This is a genomic window from Psychroserpens burtonensis DSM 12212, from assembly GCF_000425305.1.
Lineage (GTDB): Bacteria > Bacteroidota > Bacteroidia > Flavobacteriales > Flavobacteriaceae > Psychroserpens > Psychroserpens burtonensis.
On record NZ_AUDE01000022.1, the window covers coordinates 43,019 to 67,098 of the forward strand.

Genomic DNA, 24,080 nt, shown 5'->3' on the forward strand with positions numbered 1-24,080 from the left:
CAATGTTATACTACTTATTCGATTATTTAGAACAACAGTTTCAGTTTCCTGGAGCATCTCTTTTTGGTTTTTTAACTTTTAGAGCTGCTATTGCTATTATTTTATCCTTATTAATTTCTACGATTTTTGGGAAGCGTATTATTGGCTTTCTTCAAAAGCAACAAGTTGGAGAAACCATTCGGGATCTCGGACTTGAAGGCCAAGTTGAAAAAGCTGGAACACCTACAATGGGTGGAATCATCATCATTTTAGCAACTTTAATTCCGGTATTATTATTAGCGAAACTTGAAAATATTTATATCATCCTTCTAATTGTAACAACAATTTGGATGGGTACAATTGGATTTATTGATGATTATATCAAAAAATTCAAGAACAATAAAGAAGGATTAAAAGGACGTTTCAAGGTTCTAGGTCAAGTAGGTTTGGGGATTATTGTCGGTGCTACAATGTACTTTCATGAGGATGTCACTGTGAAAGAAAAACTACCTCAAGAACAGCAAAATGCGCTGTTGGCTGAGAACCCAAATATATCACCTTCAAAGTTATTTGAAGAAGAAGCTAAATCAACAAAGACAACGATTCCGTTTTTAAAAGGGAATGAGTTTGACTATGCAGATTTAATTACTTGGATGAGTCCAGGTTTATCAAAATATGCTTGGATCATTTTTATTCTAGCGTCCATATTTATTATTACGGCGGTTTCAAATGGTGCTAATCTCACTGATGGAATAGATGGGTTGGCAGCTGGGACTTCTGCCATTATTGTGTTCACTTTAGGGATTTTTGCTTGGGTTTCTGGTAACATCATTTTCTCTGATTACTTGGATATTATGTACATACCTAGAGTTGAAGAAATCACTATTTATATTGCTGCTTTCGTAGGAGCTTTGATTGGATTTTTGTGGTATAATGCTTATCCAGCTCAAGTTTTTATGGGAGATACAGGAAGTTTAACTATCGGAGGAATCATAGCGGTTATCGCTATTGCAGTTCGAAAAGAATGGCTTATTCCAGTACTGTGTGGCATATTTTTAGCTGAAAACTTATCCGTAGTGATGCAGGTGAGTTATTTCAAATACACAAGAAAAAAACATGGAGAAGGGAAACGCATTTTTAAAATGTCGCCTTTACACCATCATTATCAAAAGTCGGGATATCACGAAAGTAAAATAGTTACTCGATTTTGGATTGTTGGAATCTTACTAGCCATTATATCAATTGTGACATTGAAAATTAGATAGATGAAACGTTTGGTAGTTCTAGGAGGAGGAGAAAGTGGAGTCGGAACTGCACTTTTAGGGAAAGCAAAAGGATGCGATGTTTTTGTTTCAGATAAGGGAATTATAAAAGACAAGTACAAACAAGTTCTTATACATAATGAGATTGAATTTGAGGATGGAGTGCATTCTGAAGACCGTATTCTAAATGCAGATATTGTCATGAAAAGCCCAGGCATTCCCAATCAAGTTGATTTAATTCAACGGCTTATAAAAAAAGGAGTACCTGTGGTATCTGAAATTGAATTTGCAGCAAAATTCACTAATGCAACCCTTGTGGGAATCACAGGAAGTAATGGTAAAACAACAACTGCAACGCTAACTCATCACTTATTAAAACAAGAGTTGAATGTTGGATTAGCAGGAAATATTGGAGATAGTTTTGCTAAGCAAATTTTAGAACATGATTACAAAAACTATGTTTTAGAGATTAGTAGTTTTCAATTGGATGATATTATTGACTTTAAACCACATATAGCGGTTTTAACGAATATCACACCAGACCATTTAGATAGATATGAATATCAGTTTGAGAAATATATCGCCTCAAAATTTAGGATTGTAGAAAATCAAACAAAGGAGGATTACTTCATTTATGATGGTGATGATGAGGTCATTTTAGATTGGTTAGAAAAGCATCCTGTTCAAGCAATATTATTACCATTTTCATTGACAAAGACTTTTGGAAATGGCGCGTATTTAGATAACGAGAATATAAAAATAACAATAGATAACAACCAGATAATTATGCCAACAAAAAATTTAGCATTAGAAGGTAAACACAATATTAAAAATGCAATGGCTGCGTCAACAGTAGCACATTTATTAAAAATTAGAAAGCAAACCATACGTGAGAGTTTAGAAAACTTTCAAGGTGTTGAGCACCGTTTGGAAAATGTACTTAAAATTAATAAAGTACAGTATATCAATGACTCAAAAGCGACTAATGTTAACGCTACGTATTTTGCATTAGAGACAATGGATGCTCCTACGGTTTGGATTGTTGGAGGTGTTGATAAGGGCAATAATTACCAAGAGCTGTTTCAGTTTGTAAATGAAAAAGTTAAGGCGATTATTTGTTTAGGTACAGATAATAAAAAATTGATGGATAATTTTGGTGGTATGGTCGATATCATTATTGAAACCGAGTTTATGAGTGAAGCCGTTAAAATAGCTTATAAAGTGGCTGAAGCGGGAGATAGTGTATTGTTATCGCCGGCATGTGCTAGTTTTGATTTATTCGAAAACTATGAAGATAGAGGTCGTCAATTTAAAGATGCTGTTAGGAATTTATAAAATGTCATTGAGAACGAGTTCCGATAACTATCGGAACAACGGAAGACTCTAATTGAATTTTAAAAATATGAGATCCTTCGCTTCTCTATAAATAATAGAATAACGATTAAAACCAAGTGTGAAAACGTGCAAACACTATTCAATAACATAAAAGGAGATCGATTAATTTGGGCAATTGCTGCCTTGTTGGCGATTTTCTCATTCCTTCCTGTGTACAGTGCTGCCAGTAATTTGGCTTATGTTGGAGGTGTTGGGAGTACTTTTAGTTTTTTTGTAAAGCACTTAATGCATCTGGTGTTAGGGTTTGCGATTATATATGGCGTACATAAAATTCCATATCGATATTTTAGAGGGTTGTCAATGGTGATGATTCCAATAGTTATTGTCTTATTAGTTGTCACGATGCTTCAAGGAACCACAATTGATGGTGCAAATGCGAGTCGTTGGATTCAAATTCCGTTTGTTGGGATGTCGTTTCAAACATCCACGTTGGCAGCCGTTGTTTTGATGGTTTATGTAGCGCGATATTTATCAAAAATACAAGATAAGAAAGTCACGTTTGTTGAGACATTATTGCCATTATGGGCTCCTGTGTTTTTTGTGTTAATCTTAATTTTACCAGCTAATTTTTCTACGACAGCCATTGTGTTTTTTATGGTCATGATGTTGACCTTTATAGGTGGTTATCCTATTAAATATCTAGCTATTATTGTGGGTATTGGAATCTTGGCACTAGCTTTATTTATTCTTATAGCAAAGGCATTTCCAGATGCGATGGATAACCGTGTAGATACATGGACTAGTAGAATTGAAAATTTCGTAAATGGAGAAGATACCGAAGCAGACTATCAAATTGAAAACGCTAAAATAGCTATTGCTTCGGGAGAAATAACAGGCAAAGGACCAGGGAAAAGCACACAAAAAAATATATTACCACAATCATCATCAGATTTTATTTTTGCAATTATTATTGAAGAGTATGGTCTAATTGGAGGCTTGTTCTTGTTACTATTATATTCTTGGTTGTTATTTAGGATTGTGATTGTATCACAAAAAGCAGATACTGTTTTTGGGAAATTATTAGTGTTAGGTGTTGGTTTACCTATTATATTTCAAGCTTTAATAAATATGGCAGTTGCTGTGGAGTTGTTCCCTGTTACTGGTCAAACGTTACCACTTATAAGTAGCGGAGGAACATCTATTTGGATGACTTGTTTGGCTATTGGAATCATCTTAAGTGTGAGTGCAAAACGAGAGCAAATAAAAGGTCAAGAAATTAACGAGGATAATCCGTTAGAAATTTTAAGTGAAACTATCTAATGAGTAACTATAAAATCATATTATCAGGAGGAGGAACAGGAGGACATATTTATCCTGCGATTGCTATTGCAGACGAATTGAAATCGCGCTTTCCCGATGCGGAATTTTTATTTGTTGGTGCTTCAGATCGAATGGAAATGGAAAAAGTGCCTCAAGCAGGTTATGAAATTGAGGGCCTTTGGATTTCGGGAATTCAACGAAAGCTAACGTTGAGAAACTTAGCGTTTCCGTTTAAGTTGATGTCAAGTTTACTTAAATCCCGTAAAATTCTTAATACGTTTCAGCCAGATGTGGTTATTGGAACTGGTGGCTTTGCGAGCGGTCCATTATTGAAATCTGCGATATCGAAAGGAATTCCTAGTTTAATTCAAGAGCAAAATTCTTATCCAGGAATCACAAATAAGTTGTTATCTAGTCAAGTGGATAAAATTTGTGTTGCTTATGAAGGTTTAGAGGCTTTTTTTCCAAAGGAAAAAATCATTTTAACGGGTAATCCAATTCGTAAAGATTTATTAGATATGGCCCATAAACATATTGAAGGTAAGGATGCGTTTACCTTAATTCATAGTAAGCATACGCTTCTAGTTTTAGGCGGAAGTTTAGGAGCTAGACGTGTGAATCAATTGATAGAAGAAAAACTAGAGTATTTTGAGTCGCAAAATATACAAGTGATTTGGCAATGTGGAAAGCTTTATTATCAACAATATAAGCAGTACAATGCGCTAGAAAACATACAAGTTCACGCTTTTTTAAATAACATGGATATGGCTTATGCAGCAGCAGATATTATTATATCGAGAGCTGGAGCGAGTTCGGTTTCAGAACTATGTGTGGTTGGAAAGCCGGTGGTGTTTATTCCGTCACCAAATGTGGCAGAAGATCATCAAACTAAGAATGCGAGAGCTATTTCAGATAAAAATGCAGCTATTTTAATTAAAGAAAGTGAATTAGATGTCCAATTTGAAGTTGAGTTTGATGCGTTGATGTCTTCTTTAGAAAAAAGAGTGGAATTGAGTAAAAATATAAAACAATTAGCATTAGTAAATGCAACAAAAGACATCGCAGACCAAGTTGAAAAATTATTAAAGCAATAAATGAATTTAGAGGAAGCAAATAGCATTTATTTTATAGGTATAGGAGGTATCGGTATGTCTGCCTTAGCTCGCTATTTCGTCGCTAAAGGATTAACTGTGGGAGGTTATGATAAAACCAAAACTGAAATTACAGATGCCTTAGAAGATTTAGGTGTTTGTATTCATTTTGAAGATGATATTAAAGAGATTGACGCTAGGTTTTTAGACATAAAAACGACGCAAGTTATTTATACGCCTGCAATACCGAAATCACATAGTGAACTACATTACTTTAATTCTAATGGTTTTCATGTGATGAAGCGTTCTCAGGTATTAGGAGAAATTACAAGACAAACGTTTTGTATGGCGGTTGCTGGTACCCACGGAAAAACAACAACAACAAGTATTTTGGGCCATTTATTAAATGAATGTAATGTTGAGGTTACTGCCTTTTTAGGCGGGATTAGTGAGAATTATAACTCTAATTTAATCCTCAACGGAACAGATGTTACCGTTGTGGAAGCTGATGAGTTTGATCGGTCCTTCTTAACCTTGTCCCCAGATTTTGCTTGTATTACGTCTATGGATGCAGATCATTTAGATATTTATGGAGATGCTTCGGAGCTAGCAAAATCTTTTGAAGATTTTTCAAAAAAAATAAAACCAAACGGAAAACTGTTCGTCAAAAACGGATTGCCAATCACAGGCATTACTTATGGGATAGAAGATGATTCAGATTATTCCGCAGAAAATATAAAAATAGTAAATGGTAGCTATGAGTTTGATGTGAAAACGCCAAATGTGCTACTAGAAAATTTCAAATTTAACCTACCTGGTAGACATAATCTGTCTAATGCATTAATAGCCTTGGCGATGTCTGTAGAATATGGCCTCCCTCAGCCTCAGCTCGCCAAAGCTTTAGCATCTTATAAAGGTGTGAAACGCAGATTTACGTACCAGATTAAAACAGATCAGTTAGTTTATATTGATGATTATGCACATCATCCAGAAGAAATTAATGCGGTACATCAAGCTGTAAGAGAAATGTATCCAGATAAAAAAGTGTTAGCTGTTTTTCAGCCACATTTATTTAGTAGAACAAAGGATTTTATAGATGATTTTGCTAAAAGTTTATCGAATTTTGATGAAGTACTACTCTTGGATATTTATCCAGCGAGAGAATTGCCAATTGAAGGTGTGACATCTCAGTGGTTATTAGAAAAAATTGAAAATAAAAACAAAAAATTAGTTCAAAAAACAGAATTAGTTAGCACTATAAAAAATAGCGATGCTACGGTAATTTTGACTATTGGAGCAGGCGATATTGGTGAAGAAGTTAAGCATATTAAAAAAGCATTGAGTTATGCGAGTTAATTATGGTTATATAAAAGTGGTATTACTACTAGTGTTAGTGGTGTTTTTATATGCGTTTTCTTCAGTGAGAAATGCAACGAGAACAGTGAAAACCCCAGAGATAAAATTTGTTGGAGACGACAATCTTTTTGTGACTCATGAGACTGTTAGTAAATTGTTAATACAAAATCAAGAGAGTGTTACCAACAAGCCTAAAGATATTATAGATTTGAATCGATTGGAGTCTGCCCTAAACTCTAATCCAATGATTAAGCAAGCACAAGTGTTTATGAGTGTTGATGGTGCGATCACTGCTGAAATTGAACAAAAAAAACCTATAGCAAGAGTAAGCACAAATGCTTCGTATTACATTGATGAAACAGGTGGTTTTATGCCTTTATCAACAAATTATACTGCACGCGTGCCGCTCATTACTGGATTAATTGAAAAAAATGATTTAGCAAATGTTCATGCTGTTGCTAGAAAAATTCAAGGTGATGACTTTTTGACGAAACACGTTGTAGTGATTCATCAAAATCGGGATAAAACTATTGATTTGAAATTTAGAAGCCATGATTTTAATATCCATTTAGGGACATTGAAATTATTAGATAAGAAGATTAATAATTTAAAAGCTTTCTATAAGAAGGCAATGAAAGATAACACACTAGAAAATTATAAGCTAGTGAATTTAAAGTTTGATAAGCAAGTGATTTGCACCAAAAAGTAAGATGATGGAGAATAATAAAATTTCAGTAGGACTTGATATCGGAACCACAAAAATAGTGGCTATGATTGGTCGTAAGAATGAATATGGCAAAGCCGAAATTTTAGGGATTGGTAAATCCAAGAGTTTGGGTGTGCATCGAGGTGTGGTTAATAATATTACGCAAACTATTCAATCTATTCAGCAGGCTGTTCAAGAAGCAGAAGCAGAAGCAGGACTTAAAATTGAAGACGTAACTGTCGGTATCGCAGGTCAGCATATTAGAAGTTTACAGCATAGTGATTACATCACCAGAGCAAATTCTGAGGTGGTTATTGATGAAGAGGATATTGATCGTTTAATTAATCAGGTTCACAAATTAGTAATGCTTCCAGGCGAAGAAATAATTCACGTTTTACCACAAGAATATAAAATTGATGGTCAAGGTGAAATCAAAGAGCCCATTGGAATGTATGGTGGACGATTGGAAGCTAATTTTCATGTCGTTGTTGGTCAAGTATCCTCCATAAGGAATATTGGTCGCTGTGTAAAAAGTTCTGGTTTAGAACTAGAAGGGATTACATTAGAGCCTTTGGCATCTGCAAATGCAGTGTTAAGCCAAGAAGAAAAAGAAGCAGGTGTCGCTTTGATTGATATAGGAGGTGGTACAACAGATTTAGCAGTATTTAAAGATGGTATTATTCGTCATACAGCTGTGATTCCTTTTGGAGGGAATGTTGTTACAGAAGACATCAAAGAAGGTTGCTCAATCATTGAAAAGCAAGCGGAATTATTGAAAATAAAATTTGGTTCTGCATGGCCAGGAGAAAATAAAGATAATGAGATTGTCTCTATCCCTGGATTGCGTGGTCGTGAACCAAAAGAGATTACCTTAAAAAATCTCTCTAAAATCATTCATGCTCGTGTCGTAGAAATTGTTGAGCAAGTTTACGTAGAAATAAAAAATTACGGTCACGAGGAGCAAAAGAAAAAGTTAATTGCTGGTATTGTATTAACAGGTGGTGGTGCTCAATTAAAACATTTAAAACAGTTAGTGGAATACATTACAGGAATGGATACCAGAATTGGGTATCCCAATGAGCATTTGGCAGGAGGCAGTGATGATGATATTGCAAGTCCGTTGTATGCCACTGCAGTTGGATTAGTAATGGACGGATTAAAACGTCAAGAGCGCAGACGTATTGAGAAAGAGGTAGAGGAAATGTCTAATGTGGCAGTTGAACATTCCGAAGAAAATATATCACAAGAAGAAGAGGTTATAGAACCGCCAAGAAAAGAACGAAAATCATTTTTAGACAAGTTAACAGAGCGTGTTAAAGATTTTTTAGATAACGCAGAATAACATGGTGTGGGGATAAGTCGAGACTTATCCGTTATATAGAGTTGAGAGATAAAAAGAAAAACATAGGATAAGTCGCGACTTGTCCATGCAAATATAAAAAAGTAGGTTTATGAGCAACAACAATGAGTTAGGCAACATAGCATTTGATTTACCAAAAAACCAATCTAACGTGATCAAAGTGATTGGAGTAGGAGGCGGAGGAAGCAACGCCATTAATCACATGTTTTTACAAGGGATTAAAGGAGTTGACTTCGTGATATGTAATACAGATGCACAAGCACTGCATAATAGCGGTGTTCCAAACAAAATCCAATTAGGAGTCAATTTAACTGAAGGTTTAGGAGCAGGAGCAAATCCAGAAGTAGGAGAACAAGCAGCAGTAGAGAGTATAGAAGATTTACGTCGCATGCTAGGTGCTAATACAAAGATGGTATTTATCACTGCAGGAATGGGTGGAGGAACTGGAACAGGAGCTGCGCCAGTTATCGCTAAACTAGCTAAAGAATTAGATATTTTAACTGTTGGTATTGTAACGATGCCATTTCTGTTTGAAGGAAAAACAAGAAACGAACAAGCTGCCAAAGGTATTGATATACTGCGTTCACATGTTGATTCTTTGGTCGTAATTAATAATAATAAACTGCGTGAAGTTTATGGAAATCTAGGTTTTAAAGCTGGGTTTTCTAAAGCTGATGAAGTATTAGCTACGGCATCTCGAGGGATAGCCGAGGTTATTACCCATCACTATACACAAAACATTGATTTACGCGATGCTAAGACTGTATTGAGTAATAGTGGCACCGCAATTATGGGGTCGTCAACGTCGTCTGGTAAATCCAGAGCACAAGAAGCGATTATGCAGGCTTTAGATTCACCATTATTAAATGATAATAAAATTACTGGAGCTAAAAACGTGTTGTTGCTTATCGTTTCTGGTTCTCAAGAAATTACTATTGATGAGATTGGAGAAATCAATGACCATATTCAAAATGAAGCAGGTCATGGCGCTAATATTATCATGGGTGTTGGTGAAGATGAATCTTTACAAGAATCAATTTCTGTAACTATAATTGCTACTGGTTTTGATTTAGATCAACAGCATGAAATTTCTAATACCGAACAAAAGAAAGTTATTCATGCTTTAGAGGAGGATAGACATGATGATGTTCATGTTAAAGAAAGTAGTCCTGCAATTATAACACCAGATATCATTCTTGAAAAAGAAGCGATTAAAACTCCCGAGGTTGTCATACATACCTTGGTTGATGATGAAGATGTTAGTAATGTTGTCGTGAATAACTTAGAAACAGATTTAATCAAAACAACAGACATCATTAAAAATATCAATATTGTTTATGACGAAGTTTTAGATCATAAAGTGAGAGAAGAAGAGTTTATTATAACGTCTATACAAGAGGTTAAAGAAGCGATTGTTGAGGAGGTAGAAGAAGAACAAATCACACTCACTTTTGATTTACCTTTATCTTTTGGTGCTTCGGAAGGCGAGGTAGAAGAAGAAATAGAAGAGGATAAAACTATTTTTACTCTAGAAGATGACGTAAGAGATTTAGAAGTAAAAGAACATATTGAAGTAATTCCTGTTACAGAGGCTAACGAAGAAGGAGAGAAGCGCTATGCTTTAGATGATTTTATGACTTATGAATCTGCAATGAATAAAACGAAAATTAAAACGCAGCCAGAGGTTGAAGAGGAAGTCGTTTTTGAAAAGAAGACGATTGAATCTAAAGTTAAAGATGCGCAAGTAGTTGACGAGATTGACCCTATGAATAGTCCAATTTCAGAATTATTAAAAGATAGAGCAGACGAGAGACGTCGTAAGATGAAAGATTTCAATTACAAGTTTAATACTGCCAAGATTGATGAAATTGAAAAAGAACCTGCATATAAAAGGCAAGGTGTGAATTTAGATGATGCTCAGCATTCATCAGAAACCAACGCTTCTAGAACATCTGTTTCCAGTGATGAAAACGATGATATTCAATTAAGAAGTAATAATTCATTTTTACACGACAACGTAGATTAGTAGCAAATTTAGTGTAGTGTGTCACACTTTGTTAGACCCGAAAAATTGAAATATATTTTTCGGGTTTTTTATCTTTTCTTCGGAAATATTAGCATAATATTATATGGTCAATTTTAGTATCTTCGCTTTTCAATTAAATAGAATATATTATGAGTTTACAAATTGAAATAATGGCTGCTATGAAGACAGCGATGAAAGCGAAGGATCAAACAGCTTTAGCTGCATTACGCGCAGTAAAATCTGAGATATTACTCATTCAAACATCTGGTGAAGCAGGAGAATTAACAGAAGAGCAAGAAATTAATATTTTATCAAAGTTGGTTAAGCAACGTAAGGATAGTGCCGCGATATATTTAGAACAGGATCGAAAAGATTTAGCATTGCCAGAAATTGATCAAGCAGAAGTTATCAGTCAGTTTTTACCAGAAGCTCTTAGTGAGGAGGAGATTGAAAAAGTAGTTGTAATGACTATTGATCAATTAGGTGCAGTAGGTATGAAAGATATGGGTAAAGTGATGGGAATCGTAAATAAGGAACTTGCAGGACAAGCAGATGGTAAAACGATTTCTAATATTGTGAAAGCAAAGCTGTCTTAGATAGTGAGATGCTTATTCGAATAAGTATAAATTTGAGTAGTGAAATAAAATTAGTAATGTTGAATTGGCCACGTGGCGCAACTGAATAGCGCATCAGATTTCGGCTCTGACGGTTGGGGGTTTGAGTCCCTTCGTGGTCACGAATTAATTAGAAACCTAAGTGTTAAATCGAGCTTGCTTGAATTTATAAACTTAGGTTTTTTGATTATTAAAGCAGAGCATTGAGGAGGCTTTACTAATTGCAGCACTATAAAATGTTTGTAATAATAAATCAACTAATTGAGACCAATAGAGTGGGTTTGAAATTTCCGAAGAAAAATAAAAACAAATTTTAAAGCAATTTAATGTCCGTAGGTTTTCAAATACTTTTATTAATTCAAAGTGACAAATTCGCAGAAAGAGAGGACGTGATTGCCAATTATTTTTTAATATTTGGTGCTTTTTTAATGCTCATTTTTTTTATATGGCGCTTGTTGTATTTTTTTGAAATGGCCTATGTAGAGTATTTCAACAAAAAGTTATTTGTAAATCATGTGTATTTTAGAAAAAGAAAACTCACAAAAAGTCAGAAAGCTATATTAAGACAGAATTTTAAATTCTATCAAAAACTATCGCTAAAGTATCAATCTTATTTTGAGCATCGCGTACATCAATTTATAAATAGAAGAGAGTTTCTAGGCAATAATGTTGAGGTTACTGAGGAGATGAGAGTTATAATATCGGCTACATTGGTGAAATTAACTTTTGGACTGAGAGATTATAATATTAAGTCTGTTGAGCGCATTATCTTTTATCCAAAAGAATTTTATTCGCGAACTAATGAAGCGTATCATAAAGGAGAATTTAACTTAGGCTTAAAAGCGTTGGTGTTTTCGTGGGAAGATGTTTTACATGGCTATGAAATACAGGATGATAATTTGAATTTAGCAATACATGAGTTGACACATGCCATTCATTTTTATTATATGGGTGTGAGACGTCGCAGTACAAGTGCTGCTATATTTTTAGATACTTTTGTAGAACTAACTAATATGCTTGATAATAAGCCAGAATTGAAGACTAAATTAGTTCAGTCTAACTTTTTAAGGGCATATGCTTTTACAAATCAGTTTGAATTTTTATCTGTCATTATTGAGACCTTTATCGAGTCTCCTCAGCTTTTTAAAACAGAATTCCCAAGTATTTATAGTAAAGTTAAAACCATGTTAGGTTTTAATTTTTCGGGTTATTAGTGCTTAGTAATTGTTGAGCCAATTAAAATGCGTTTCTGTGATTTTTGCTTTTGATTCATTAATGTGCTCTACAAAGTGTTTTGCAATGGAAGATAGGTTTTTTGATTTTAACCAGATTAAATTCCAATTCGTAATCAGAGGCAGACCTTTCATTGGGATGATCTGTAAGTCGCCATTATTGAGTTCGTTTTTAATTCCGATGAGTGGCATAATTGAAAACCCTAAACCAGCAATTACGGCTTGTTTTAATGCTTCATTAGATTCTAACTCCATTTTTTTATAGGTAGATATTTTGTGTGAGGTTATGAAATTTTCCATTTGTTCTCGTGTCGCAGACCCTTGTTCTCTATATATAAGGGGGATTTCTTCAAAGACTGCTTGAGACACTTTTTCTCCAGTATGTTCATATTGTTTTCCAACAACAAGATAGAGTTTGTTTTCCATAAGAGGAATACTTACTATTTTTAGGTGTTTTGGCAATACAGAGACCATAGCGAGATCAACTAAGTTGTTTTCTAATGATTTTACAACTTCAGATTTATTGGTAACATCCATACTTAAATCTACACCTTTGTGGTTGTTTATAAAATCGGTTAATAAGTATGGCATTACATATTTAGCGGTTGAAACGATCGCTATTTTTAGTTTTCCCGCCAACTCACCTTGAAATGATAATGCTTTATAATTGATAGCATTTACTTCGCTTAGAATATTCTCGGCAGCGAGTGCTATTTCTTCTCCAAACTCAGTGATGTATATTTTTCGTCCAACAACTTCAAATAGTGGAATATCAAACTGATCTTGAAATTTTTTTAACTGTATGGATACAGCGGGTTGAGTGAGGAATAATTCTTCTGAAGCTTTAGTAACGCTTTTGAGCTTGGCTACTTTATAAAAAATATCTAATTGATGTAATGTGTAATGCATTATTTATATTTATGAATGATTAAATAAATATAAATAAAAATATATGATTTTGAGTTTAGTTTATGTAAAAAAACAAACCCAAATACTAATTTGGTATTTGGGTTTTATAATTATTAATGACTTTTTTGCTTACAGTTTAAAAACTGCATAAAGCATATATTGAAAGTGATTGTTACCATACCTTTCATCTTTATGATTGAATGCAAATTTACCGACACCTTGTAAGCTAACACCTATGTCCGAATTTATCCAATAGATACCTCCCAAAACAAAATTAGCAGATCCATTGAGCTCGTCTACAGTGAAAATCCCTAAACCACTACCTACATAAAGGTCTAACCAAGGCGCATTTCGAAAAATCTCCTCATCAAAGTAATATTTGAAATACGTATTTGTAGAGAAATAAGTAAATTCTTGTGGTAATACACCATCATCAATTCTTGATGAGGTATTAAACTTGTTTAAAGTAATGTCTTGTTCTATAGCAAAATATCTACTCCATCTATACTGAGCAGCCAAAGCAAGAGGTTGGCTAAATTCAAACTGATCTACTCTTTTGAAAGGATTTTGAGTTCCTAAACTACCTACAGCATTGACACCAACACTTACAGTCCAAGAGGCAATATCTCTAAATTGTGATTTTGATAACCTTTGAGAATAACTATCAAAACTAAAAAGCGAGACTAATACTATAATTAAAACTATCTTTTTCATATTGTTATTATGCTTTCGCCCAAAGATATACTTTTGGTTAATTATATTACAAATATAACGTCAAAGTTATCGTTTTTATACTAAAATTTTGACTTTAAAAGAGATAAAATCCGTCTGTAGTCTTTTATTATATCTATTCTATAATTTTTATTCTTGACAAAAAAGAAGGATCGATGACATATCAATTTGATGAGCATTGATTTTTTTAACAGAATATCAGTTATTTTTTTTAAAAATTTATTATTCATTCTTTTCAAAAAAAGTTGAGACCTAAATGTGTTTGATGATACGTCGTTAAAATCACTAAAGAAAAGATGACCAATGGCTATATAGCTTTTAACAAAAGGAAGCTTAAGAAACCCCGTGTCAGTTGTCGTTAAAGTTTTCATAATTATCATAGTGTCATACAGCGAACGTAGGCTCATTGAATTATAAAAGTACCCAAAATCGTTTACCTGAAAATTTAAAATAGAATGCTCTAGAAGATGTTGTCGATTAGGAATAGATATGTTTTTTACATTCTTTTTGCTATTTAAAATTTCTTCTGCGTTCAATATACCTTTATATGGCTGTATTAATACTTTTCTATGAACTTCAACTGCTCCAATAAATTTTAGAGGAATTAATCGTGGTAAGTGTTTATGCTCAAAATATTTTGAACCTAAGGTTTGTTCTATATCAGTATATCCTTCTTTCAAAAGAATACCATAAGACTTGTTGACCTCATTGAGCTCTACCAAAATATCAATATCTCCAACCATACGTTCTCCTGGATCTTCAAAATAGTTTCCAGCTAACAAAGCGGTTCCTTTTAATAGCGTGTAATTAATATTATTTTTGTTAAAAATATCGGTTATGTGAGTTACTTGCGTCATCAAACTATGATTCCGGTTTCTGTTAATATGAGTAATCTCTTTGAGGTATATGACTAAGTCTTTGGGAAGATATATGAGTAATTCCTTTTGAGACAACCTGCAATAACATGCAGGCAATACTAAATGGTTACTAGCGATAGTTACAAACTGGTCCCAATCTATTGTGGAAGACGATAATTTAAGTTTTAACCCTTCTATAGAATTTTTAAAACTTAAAATATCAGCGATAAGCCGCAGTGTCTCTTTATATGTGTTTTTTATTGATGGCAAATGTTTAGTTTAAATACGATGTCTATTGAATCAAATAGTAAGTTAGTGATCAAATAGTTCTTTAAATTTACGAATAGCAAAATTATTATTACTGTAAGATAACTCATAGCATGTTATATCACTAAGCCAATTCATAAATTTAAGCGCATGTTTTTCATTTGGAGAAATCCATGAGTCTGGAATCAAGGTTTGTAATATGTTTTCTACGGAAATTGGATTTAATTCAGACCTTTTGTTCTCGTCAAACTTTACATAAACAATCGTCTTACAATCGAAATTAGAGGTCTTATGATCTAATCTTTGATTTTGAGGGACATACTTGAGGTTCACTTTTTTAGGACCATTAGTATGTGTTCTTAAGGAATGAAAACCCGGTATTTTTGATTCTAAAAGGCTAAAGGCACCTGTCTTAATTGAGATTGCACTAGGATATCGATATAAATTCATATCCTCATACATAGGTGTGAAATCGTCTGCTAATAAATCGAAACCATCGGCCATCAATAGAGCGGATAATGTGCTTTTTCCATTGCCAGAATCTCCAATAATCATAATTGATTCTTTGCTATTGGCTATGGTTGAAGCATGAAAAGTAGCAACCCAATTATCAATGATTGTTTTATGAATAGCATTGGTTAATTCTAAAGCAAAACGGCCTTGTAGGAGATGTAAATCTTTAGTTTTATAATGATTTAAATAGGTGTTATTCCTAAATAAATAGAGGTAATCTTTGTTTTTAAAGATATGAAACTCTTTAAAGGTGTTGGGCGTGACAGCTGTTTGATGATGCGCTATCTGAGGATGAATGATACTCTGTATTAAGGGCGTTTCAAAATTCACTTTTATTACCGTAGTTTTAAATTTATAAAACGTTACACAATTTACTTTGGGTATAATAATACGGTTGAGAGGTTCTGTTTTTGTGTGTGTATGTGTGTTTGAATCTATAAGGAAACTCGAAATGTCATCAAAAAGATCTTGACATTTTGAATCTTCAATTTGCAGAGAGGTCTTTAACTCATCAACAAATGAATTTTGGGTGTCTTCTTTAATATAGATACCAATTAGTGTCCATACACTACTAGACACTATAACATATCTATTAGAGGCTTTAAACCAAAGGAGAAAAGTGTCGTTAATATTACGAACGTGCTTAGGCGCTAAATTCGTTTTCAAAATAAAAGATGTGATTAATCAAATGGATTTCCTCCTGGATCAACAGGTGAAGTAGCTTGTGCTTTCTGTGGGTTTAGAATAAGAAACGTACCCATTGCAGTAAGTGCAGCGTACTTACCCATCTTTTTCATGGCTTCTTTACGAGTGATTTGATCTTGAGGACTATTTCTTTTCATTATATAAAAATATAGGGTTCAAAAGTAAGTAAAAATTTAGAATTTAAAAATGTTATCTGTTTAATTTTGATTAGAAATCTTGTAATAATTGGCTATGGAGCTAATTATTAGCTATTATTCGAAAATTTAATTATATACCTAACTACTTAGGTGAGACATGGTTGCCAGTTTTTTTTAATAATACCATTAAAATAGAAGTTAAAAGTTAATTTATTTGGACTGGTAATAACCTTATGCTTTGAATTTTTGATGAGTATTCGTGCTGTATTTACAATGTATAAATAGGCTATTAACTGTGTTCTTTTAAGTCAATAATAAAAAAACGTATTCTGTAAAGAATACGTTTTTAAATAATTTGTAATACGGTATTGTTATTTGATAATCACTTTTTTAGATTTTTGTTGCAGTCCATTATTTAATTTAACAACATAAATACCAGATGTAAATCCTGAGATATCAATTTGATTAGAATTGCGTGAAGTATCTAATTTAGAGTTTAAGATCATTCGACCTTGAATATCATAAATTTCAACTGTGGTATTGTTCTCAAGTGCTCCTTTTATAAATAAGATCTTAGGCGTTTTCGTTGTGTAAATTTGAATAGTTTCAAAGTTGTTTTCTGAAGTTGATAAAGCATCTGCAGTAAACCTTAAGAAGAAACGTCCTGTTCCTAATAAGTTCGTACTTGGAGTGAAAACATATTCCGAAGTATTTAATAATGTAAACGTATTCGTTAACGTGTCTTCCAAATACACCTCAATACCTTCTGGTATATCCATTTCTAAAATACCTATTGTTAGTTGTTCGCCTTGATTAGCATTAACTCCTAAAGGAATAACGACAGTGTTTAAAGCAGTGTAATTAACAGATTGAACTGCTAAATCTAAGCCTGAGTTATCAGTGACTAAGTGCGAAAATATGGCAAACTCTGGTGCTTGACCTTGGAACATTCCAGAGTCGTAACCAGCATCCATACTCAATGTTGCATTATTATTGAAATAAATATCGGTTCTAAATGCATCAGTATCACTAGTCATTTCAAGTTTCACATGTGCCAGATCGACCTCGCTAACTCGTCCTACAACAAAGTCATCTGTAGTTCCGATAGAACGGGATGCAGCATCAAAAATAATGGTACCGCCCCCAACTTTGGAAGTTACCAAAAATCCTTGGCCTGGTGCAATCAATGCTGATGGATTAGCATCAGAATAGGCTTGATTCCAAATTGTAAATCCGTCTGTTGCTGAGCCATCATAGCCATAAACGCCAGAATTTGAAGCGCTAAATTCACTGTTATTATCTGATAAGAAGTCTGAAAGCTTAATATAGGAAGGGTAAGGATTACCAATTAAATTGAAATCAGTTCCAGTGCCTACCGCTATTGGGACTAATTTGGTTGTGGTTTCTACATTACCAACAAATCTAAATGCAGATCCTGTTGCTGCCGTAGAGGCTGTTCTATATCCAATTCCTGCTTCAATAAGAGAACCGTCGTCTGCGGTTGTGTAATTGATATAATCATTGGTGTCTTTATCAAAAGGGCCAAACAAGAACGAAGATACACCATCAATTGTTCCTGATGGTACATCTGGATTAGCAGTTCTAAATTCTAAAAATGTTTGATTGGTATTTGTAACAGGTGCTGCAATTAAATCGTTCTTACCTGTAGAAGAACCTGTATCGGCTAATTGGTTGACATGGCGATTATAAATGACTTCACCTCTTACGTTATTAGAAATCAAACTAGAGTAACTTGTAGACGCTGAGTTTAATTCAATGACACCAAAATTGACGATACCTGTGTTAGCTTTTATAGACTGTCCAAATGAGACTATTGTTGTCGCAGCTTCATCAACATATAAATTATTGACTTGAATGTTGGTGCCTATATTATAGGTGCCATCAAGAACATACGCATTGTCGCTTCCTGTTGTGTTAGACGGAGCATTTGGAGACCAACCGTTATCTACATAGAGTAAGCCGTCAAACGCGCTTGTTAATTTGAAGTTATCAAATCCAGAGAAGTGTGTAACACCGTTATCCCTTATACTTAACTGTAACCCAACAGTGGTAGTTCCATCCGGGATGTCTAAGCGAACAATGCCTTCATCAGACTCTACAGGACCATTACCATCAAATAAAAGGATGCTAGCTTGAGGTATTCCATCTAGTACTAAATTATAACGTACATCATCACTGTTATTAGTGAAATTTTCGACATCCCATTCGAAACTAACTCCAACATTTTCAAAGCTGCTTACGTCAACGTTAACAAATGTTATGGTTGCAAAACCACTTGTTCCGTTTCCTTCGTCATTCAAATCATTTTCACCTAAAATATTATTTGAGAATAAATTATTATCAAGTGGTGAAGCGTTTACGATGTCAATAACACCAAAATAACCATCTATTCCCCAACCATTATCAAATGTCGGTACATCGGTTGCATAAGTCCATTCTGGTAAAGAGCCATCAAAATCTTGGATTGCAATGGTGATTAATGGACCATCAATATCAAATGGATTACTTATGGCTGATATTAGACCTCCTCCAAACGTTAAAAGTGTTGTTTCGGTTTCCTGTTCAGAAAATATAATGGTATTCAATGTTGCAAAACCGTTAATCATTGTATATTCAATTATGGATGGCTCTAAAGAACCAGCTGCTATAACAGAGAAATCACTGTTATAATCTAAATCGTGGCTACCATTATCATCAACAGCCAAAACTGTTGGAAAAGGGGTCATGATTTCAAATTGAAATGAATTCGTGGGCTGTTGGTCAAACGTTAATGCACTGACGATAACTTCAATTCTGTTATCATCACCAAATATTGGTGTTGATGCACCACCGGCATCGAATGCAGTAAAAGTAGAGCCAGAAACTGCATCAGCAACAGCGGTATTAATAATGAGCTCGATTTGTTGATTATCATTTACAATATTTTTGAATGTTGCATAGACCGCAAAAGCTTTAGAATTATCATCTAGTGCAATCAATCCACTACCTGAATTTATAGCACTAAAATCTATATTACCCGAAACAGAGTTAATCTCACCTATATTTGTTGTACCATCAAATAGGGCTAATGCAGCAATATATTCAAAATTATTAACGGTAAATGATAAGTCTGTAAGTGCTGTACCTAAAGCATCTGAATCTAATAAGTCATTTCCACCATCTTGAATAAGAAATTCACCTATTTGTATTGAATTAGACGTAGTTAGTCCTGATGTTGCATTGTTCTCGATATAGTTGATGTTATCCGTAGGGTCAAAATTACTAGAGACTATATTTGATTCTGTGCTGTTAGGAGTTGTAGTGGTAATATTTCCGAGTAATCGAATGCCAGGATTGCTAATCCCAAAATCAGACCAAGCAGTTTCGCCTATTACTCGAAACCATCCTGAACTAGTTGTTGATCCCCAAGCATAAATTCTAAAAGTGATTGTTCCGGAAATACCGGAATTTATGTTAAGACTGTTAAAGTTATAAATAGTCGTAGTTGTTGAAGCGCTTTGTAAAGCATTAACGGCTATGCCAGTAGTAGCAAAATTATCTAAACTGTAAAATAACTGCCAATTGACTGGCCCTGAAGTGCTTCTTCTTAATTTAAGGTCTAATTCTGTAATTTCTATATCATTACTGGCATTAGAGGTAACTGACCATTGTAAATATTCATTATTGGCCTCAGCATTAGCTAGACTTGCCTCATCCCAGTTTCTGGTTGAAAAATTTGAGCTTCCTGTATGTTGTATTACTCCTGCACCTCTAATAATTCCTACCGATGAAATTGAAGGATCGTTTCCTGTTGCTGTTGGTCCAATAACATTAGCTCTATCAATTGTAACAAGGGTGGATTGACTGAATCCAATAGCAAAAAAGAAAAATGCTAATAATACTAAGTAGTTGTTTTTCATAACTTTAATAATTTTAGTTCTACTATGCTTTTATTTAATCTTTAAACCAGTTATTCAGTAGATTGAGGAAAACGTTCAAAGATAGTAAAAGATATGTGTGGGAAAAATTAATTATTTGTTTTTGTAGAGGAATTCACTTAGAAGAAGTTTTTTTCTTACATATTATAATTAATATCCGTATAATTTGAGCGCCAAATAGTTCTATTTTCGTTAGAAACTCAATTATATTTGGAATATATTTGCCTCAAGATTAACACGATTACTTAACAAAAAAAGCACATTGTAATCAATGTCCTATTGATGAATAAAGAGACTCTTAAAATAAGTAAATCCCAACTTAATGGGCAAGTAAGATTAAGTGGTGCAAAAAACAGTGCGCTTAAACTCTTGACAGCTTCAGTTCTTACCAATGGAGCGGTTGAGATTTTAAATTCGCCTAATGGACTTTTAGATATGCAGGTGCATATTAAAATGCTTAATCAAATGGGTAAGACCTGTGTTGAAGGTGAGAGATATTTAAAAATCACCGAAAGCAAATTAAATCCGGAGTTACTATGGGATGAGCGCTCTATTAGAAATTCACTTTTAATTTTAGGGTCGTTAACTACACGATTTGGAAATGGTAAAGTGCCGCTTCCTGGTGGATGTCCCTTAGGTGATAGAAAGTATGATCTACATATTATGCTTTTAGAAAAATTTGGAGCAAAAGTTTGGGAGGAAGATGGTTATTTGTGCACTAAAAGTGAAGGTAGATTAACAGGATGTGAGATTCATTTACCTATGAGGTCTACAGGAGCAACAGAAAATGCTATTTTATGTGCTTCATTAGCTATTGGTACTTCAATAATTTGGAATCCACATATCAGGCCAGAGATTATTGACCTAGTTACTATGCTCAATAAAATGGGAGCTAATATTAAAGTCTATGGTCAAAAATGTATTATTGTTGAAGGCGTTGAGTCTTTAGGAGGTGTTAAGCATCAAGTTATTTCGGATAATATGGAAGCGTTAACTTGGGCGATTGGTGCTGTTGTAACTCAAGGCGATGTTGAGATTTTAGATTTTCCTTTTGAACATTTAGAAGTTCCTTTAGTACATTTAAGAGAGAGTGGAATGCAATTTTATAGAGGTGAAAACTCCCTTATTGTTAGAGGAGGTGAAGCATATCCAATTGATATAAGTACTGGGCCTTATCCGGGAATTAATTCAGATATGCAACCCTTGTTTGCCGTTTACGGAGCAACATCAAAAGGTGAATCTCGTATTATCGATTTAAGATTTCCTGGACGCTATGGTTATGCTGAAGAATTAGCAAAAATGGGTGTGAAGTATGAAATTGCTGGTGGACTTTTAAAAATTCACGGCGGAAATTCGCTTAAAGGAGCTAAAGTAAAAGCCTTAGATCTAAGAGCAGGAATCGCGCTGTTGTTAGCTGGTATGACCGCTGATGGTGTCACCGAAATTGAAGACTCATGGCAAATCGGGCGTGGTTACGAAAATTTACATGGTAAATTGAAAGGCTTAGGAGTTGAGATTTAATGTTATTATATGAAAGTTTACTTACACTTAGGGGTACATAAAACAGGATCTTCTTTTCTGCAAAAAGAATTTTTTTCAGAATACAAAAATCAAATATTGTTTATTGATAGATCTAATTTGTTAGAATTTAAAAGTTATATTTTACATACTGATGATTTTGCTTTTCAATCTGAAAAGGCTCTTGATATTTTTAATTCTATTGTAAGTAACTCTGAGTCACGTGATCGTGTTATCTTGTCCGATGAAGAATTCTACGGTAATCCGTTTATGGGAGTGTTAGATAGAAAACGGAATATCGATAGATTGATTAATGTATTTGGGGATTCTCTTCATGTACTGATGTTTATTAGAAATCAACAATCGTTACTCCATAGTTTGTATAAGCAATATGTTAAAACAGGTGGCATAGCTAATTTTAGTAGCTTTATTAGTTATAAGCGGTATCCTCTATTTTTTAATATAGATTACCTAAAATATGACAAGTATCTCAATTATCTTAAATTTAAATTAGGGCAAAGCAGAATTAAGGTTTTGCTATATGAAGAGTTTATAAATAATAAGCAAGGAATATTACAGGAAATAGATTCTTTTGTTAAAAATGAGGTGTCGAATTATGAGTTTTTACCAAAAAAAGATATTAGAGTTAATTCATCTCTTAAAAGTGGTAATGTTCCTATTATGAGGTTTTTCAATAAGCTAACTAAAAGTCCTAAAGAACCGTTTTTGCTTTTTCATATAATATTTCACAAGGCCATTAGGAAATTTCTTGTAAAACTGAATTTTGAGTTTTTAAGAAAAAGAAAATTCTTTTTAACTGATGAATTGAGTATAGAAGACATTAAAGAATCTAACTACAATTTAAAAAAGCAATTTAAAGAGCTTAAGATTGAAGAAAATAATTATTTAATTCGAAAAGCGACCTAAACAATGATAGGTTTTATTAAAGATGTTTTTAGTGTTGGTGTTTCAAAATTTGCTATTATAATTTTTGGGCTTATAACCTCTATAATTATAGCTAGGGTTTTAGGTCCTGAAAAAAATGGTATAATAGCTGCGTTAATGGTCTATCCTTCTTTATTCATGGCAATTGGGTCTCTAGGAGTAAGACAATCTACCACCTATTTTTTGGGTAAAGAAATTTTTAGTGAAAATCAAATTAAAAAGGCAATTACTCAAATATGGTTCTTCACTACTATATTTAGTGTTTTAGTTTGTTATTTTTTAATGACTGAATTAAGTAAATCTAGTGAAAACAAAACACTAGTTTATTTAGCTCTAATTCCAATACCATTTGCATTATTTAACACCTATAACTCAGGTGTCTTTTTAGGTAAAAATCAAATAAAGGAATTCAATAAAGTCAATTGGATTCCTCCTCTCATCGTCTTAGTCTTAACTATTGTTTTTGTATCACTATATACTCTTGATGTTAAAGGGTACCTTATAGCATTGATAGGAGGTCCAATGTTTATCTCATTGTTATTGCTTTTCAAAAATAAGTTTATTAATTCATTTAGCTTAAAATTCAATTGGAAGGTTATAATCCCAATGATAAAGCTAGGAAGTGTATATGCAGTTGCACTTTTGTTTATTAGTTTAAATGCTAAATTAGATGTGATTATTTTAGATTGGTTAAGCACAGATTATGAAACAGGAATTTATTCAAAAGGTTATTCTGTAGGTAATTATTTATTACAAATCCCTTGGATGTTAAATACTATTGTGTTTACCAGAAGCGCAATTGCTAAAAACGATATTGAATTTTCAAAAAAGGTATGTCAACTTTTGAGAGTAGCTTCTGTAGTAATACTATTTTTGGCTCTAATTTTATTTTTGCTTTCAGATTTTATAATTGTACTTATGTTTGGTGAAGAATATAGGGAGAGTTCTTCAGTTCTAAAATTTTTACTTTTTGGTGTCTTGTTTCTTTCTCTTTTCAAAATCTTAAATCAAGATTTAGCAGGTAAAGGAAAACCTTGGATTTCTATGAAAGCCATGATACCAGGACTAATCGTTAACATTACTCTTAATATATTTCTTATTCCAAAATATGGAGCTATTGGTGCCGCTTTTGCATCCTCCGTTAGTTATTGTGTAGCAATCCTTCTCTTTTTTCATTTTTATAGTTTAGTGACAAATATGAAAATTAAAGATATGTTTAGGTACAAAAAAACCGATTTTCAACCCATTGTTCAACTCCTTAAAAAATTAAAATCTTAA

19 protein-coding genes and 1 tRNA gene are annotated in these 24,080 nt (G+C 33.4%); 14 read left to right on the forward strand and 6 right to left on the reverse strand.

Going from position 1 to position 24,080, the window contains the following annotated elements:
- Positions 1-2 precede the first annotated feature (2 nt).
- The 11 genes from mraY (at position 3) to H593_RS0110565 (ending at position 12,263) form a co-directional block, all read left to right on the forward strand.
- Positions 3-1,244, forward strand: coding sequence for a phospho-N-acetylmuramoyl-pentapeptide-transferase (mraY, locus tag H593_RS0110515; RefSeq protein ID WP_028872416.1), 1,242 nt, complete (start codon positions 3-5; stop codon positions 1,242-1,244).
- Positions 1,245-2,576 (forward strand): UDP-N-acetylmuramoyl-L-alanine--D-glutamate ligase, encoded by a 1,332-nt coding sequence (gene murD, locus H593_RS0110520; protein WP_028872417.1) that lies wholly within the window; start codon positions 1,245-1,247, stop codon positions 2,574-2,576.
- Between the two features lie 126 nt (positions 2,577-2,702).
- Positions 2,703-3,896 (forward strand): FtsW/RodA/SpoVE family cell cycle protein, encoded by a 1,194-nt coding sequence (locus H593_RS0110525; protein WP_028872418.1) that lies wholly within the window; start codon positions 2,703-2,705, stop codon positions 3,894-3,896.
- Positions 3,896-4,990: an undecaprenyldiphospho-muramoylpentapeptide beta-N-acetylglucosaminyltransferase gene (murG, locus tag H593_RS0110530; RefSeq protein WP_028872419.1), complete on the forward strand. Its 1,095-nt coding sequence runs from the start codon at positions 3,896-3,898 to the stop codon at positions 4,988-4,990. The genes H593_RS0110525 and murG overlap by 1 nt, the downstream gene beginning before the upstream one ends.
- Positions 4,991-6,343, forward strand: a complete 1,353-nt coding sequence (gene murC, locus H593_RS0110535) for a UDP-N-acetylmuramate--L-alanine ligase (RefSeq protein WP_028872420.1) — start codon at positions 4,991-4,993, stop codon at positions 6,341-6,343.
- A complete protein-coding gene (locus H593_RS0110540; RefSeq protein ID WP_028872421.1) occupies positions 6,333-7,052 on the forward strand; it encodes a cell division protein FtsQ/DivIB in 720 nt (239 codons plus the stop codon). Before murC ends, H593_RS0110540 begins: the two co-directional genes overlap by 11 nt.
- Before the next feature lie 4 nt (positions 7,053-7,056).
- Complete coding sequence (gene ftsA / locus H593_RS0110545) at positions 7,057-8,391, forward strand: cell division protein FtsA (protein WP_028872422.1); 1,335 nt, start codon at positions 7,057-7,059, stop codon at positions 8,389-8,391.
- Between the two features lie 109 nt (positions 8,392-8,500).
- Positions 8,501-10,435 (forward strand): cell division protein FtsZ, encoded by a 1,935-nt coding sequence (gene ftsZ, locus H593_RS0110550; protein ID WP_028872423.1) that lies wholly within the window; start codon positions 8,501-8,503, stop codon positions 10,433-10,435.
- Positions 10,436-10,584: 149 nt separating this feature from the next.
- Positions 10,585-11,031: a GatB/YqeY domain-containing protein gene (locus H593_RS0110555; RefSeq protein WP_028872424.1), complete on the forward strand. Its 447-nt coding sequence runs from the start codon at positions 10,585-10,587 to the stop codon at positions 11,029-11,031.
- Between the two features lie 66 nt (positions 11,032-11,097).
- Positions 11,098-11,171, forward strand: a tRNA-Arg gene (locus H593_RS0110560).
- 204 nt (positions 11,172-11,375) lie between these two features.
- Positions 11,376-12,263 carry a zinc-dependent peptidase gene (locus tag H593_RS0110565; protein ID WP_051229701.1) on the forward strand — a complete coding sequence of 296 codons (888 nt, stop codon included), beginning with the start codon at positions 11,376-11,378 and terminating at the stop codon, positions 12,261-12,263.
- 3 nt (positions 12,264-12,266) lie between these two features.
- Here H593_RS0110565 and H593_RS0110570 read toward each other — a convergent pair whose 3' ends face one another.
- The 6 genes from H593_RS0110570 to H593_RS0110595 form a co-directional block, all read right to left on the reverse strand.
- The gene (locus H593_RS0110570; RefSeq protein WP_028872426.1) at positions 12,267-13,190 is read right to left on the reverse strand and encodes a LysR family transcriptional regulator; all 924 of its coding nucleotides are present in this window, start codon (positions 13,188-13,190) and stop codon (positions 12,267-12,269) included.
- 129 nt (positions 13,191-13,319) lie between these two features.
- Complete coding sequence (locus H593_RS0110575; RefSeq protein ID WP_028872427.1) at positions 13,320-13,904, reverse strand: hypothetical protein; 585 nt, start codon at positions 13,902-13,904, stop codon at positions 13,320-13,322.
- Between the two features lie 80 nt (positions 13,905-13,984).
- Positions 13,985-15,049 carry a nucleotidyltransferase family protein gene (locus H593_RS0110580; protein ID WP_084142308.1) on the reverse strand — a complete coding sequence of 355 codons (1,065 nt, stop codon included), beginning with the start codon at positions 15,047-15,049 and terminating at the stop codon, positions 13,985-13,987.
- A gap of 42 nt (positions 15,050-15,091) precedes the next feature.
- On the reverse strand, positions 15,092-16,225 hold the full coding sequence (locus H593_RS0110585) for a phosphoenolpyruvate carboxykinase (ATP) (protein ID WP_028872429.1): 1,134 nt from the start codon (positions 16,223-16,225) through the stop codon (positions 15,092-15,094).
- A gap of 14 nt (positions 16,226-16,239) precedes the next feature.
- On the reverse strand, positions 16,240-16,401 hold the full coding sequence (locus H593_RS20990) for a hypothetical protein (RefSeq protein ID WP_169338358.1): 162 nt from the start codon (positions 16,399-16,401) through the stop codon (positions 16,240-16,242).
- Between the two features lie 371 nt (positions 16,402-16,772).
- Entirely contained in the window at positions 16,773-20,321 is a 3,549-nt protein-coding gene (locus tag H593_RS0110595; RefSeq protein WP_028872430.1) for a T9SS type A sorting domain-containing protein, read from the reverse strand.
- A 300-nt stretch (positions 20,322-20,621) separates the two neighbouring features.
- Here H593_RS0110595 and H593_RS0110600 point away from each other — a divergent pair, with 300 nt between their 5' ends.
- From H593_RS0110600 to H593_RS0110610, 3 genes are read left to right on the forward strand one after another with little or no spacing between them, the layout of a single operon-like run.
- Positions 20,622-21,860 (forward strand): UDP-N-acetylglucosamine 1-carboxyvinyltransferase, encoded by a 1,239-nt coding sequence (locus H593_RS0110600; RefSeq protein ID WP_028872431.1) that lies wholly within the window; start codon positions 20,622-20,624, stop codon positions 21,858-21,860.
- A 9-nt stretch (positions 21,861-21,869) separates the two neighbouring features.
- Positions 21,870-22,784, forward strand: coding sequence for a hypothetical protein (locus tag H593_RS0110605; protein ID WP_028872432.1), 915 nt, complete (start codon positions 21,870-21,872; stop codon positions 22,782-22,784).
- Positions 22,785-22,787: 3 nt separating this feature from the next.
- Positions 22,788-24,080, forward strand: a complete 1,293-nt coding sequence (locus tag H593_RS0110610) for a flippase (RefSeq protein WP_028872433.1) — start codon at positions 22,788-22,790, stop codon at positions 24,078-24,080.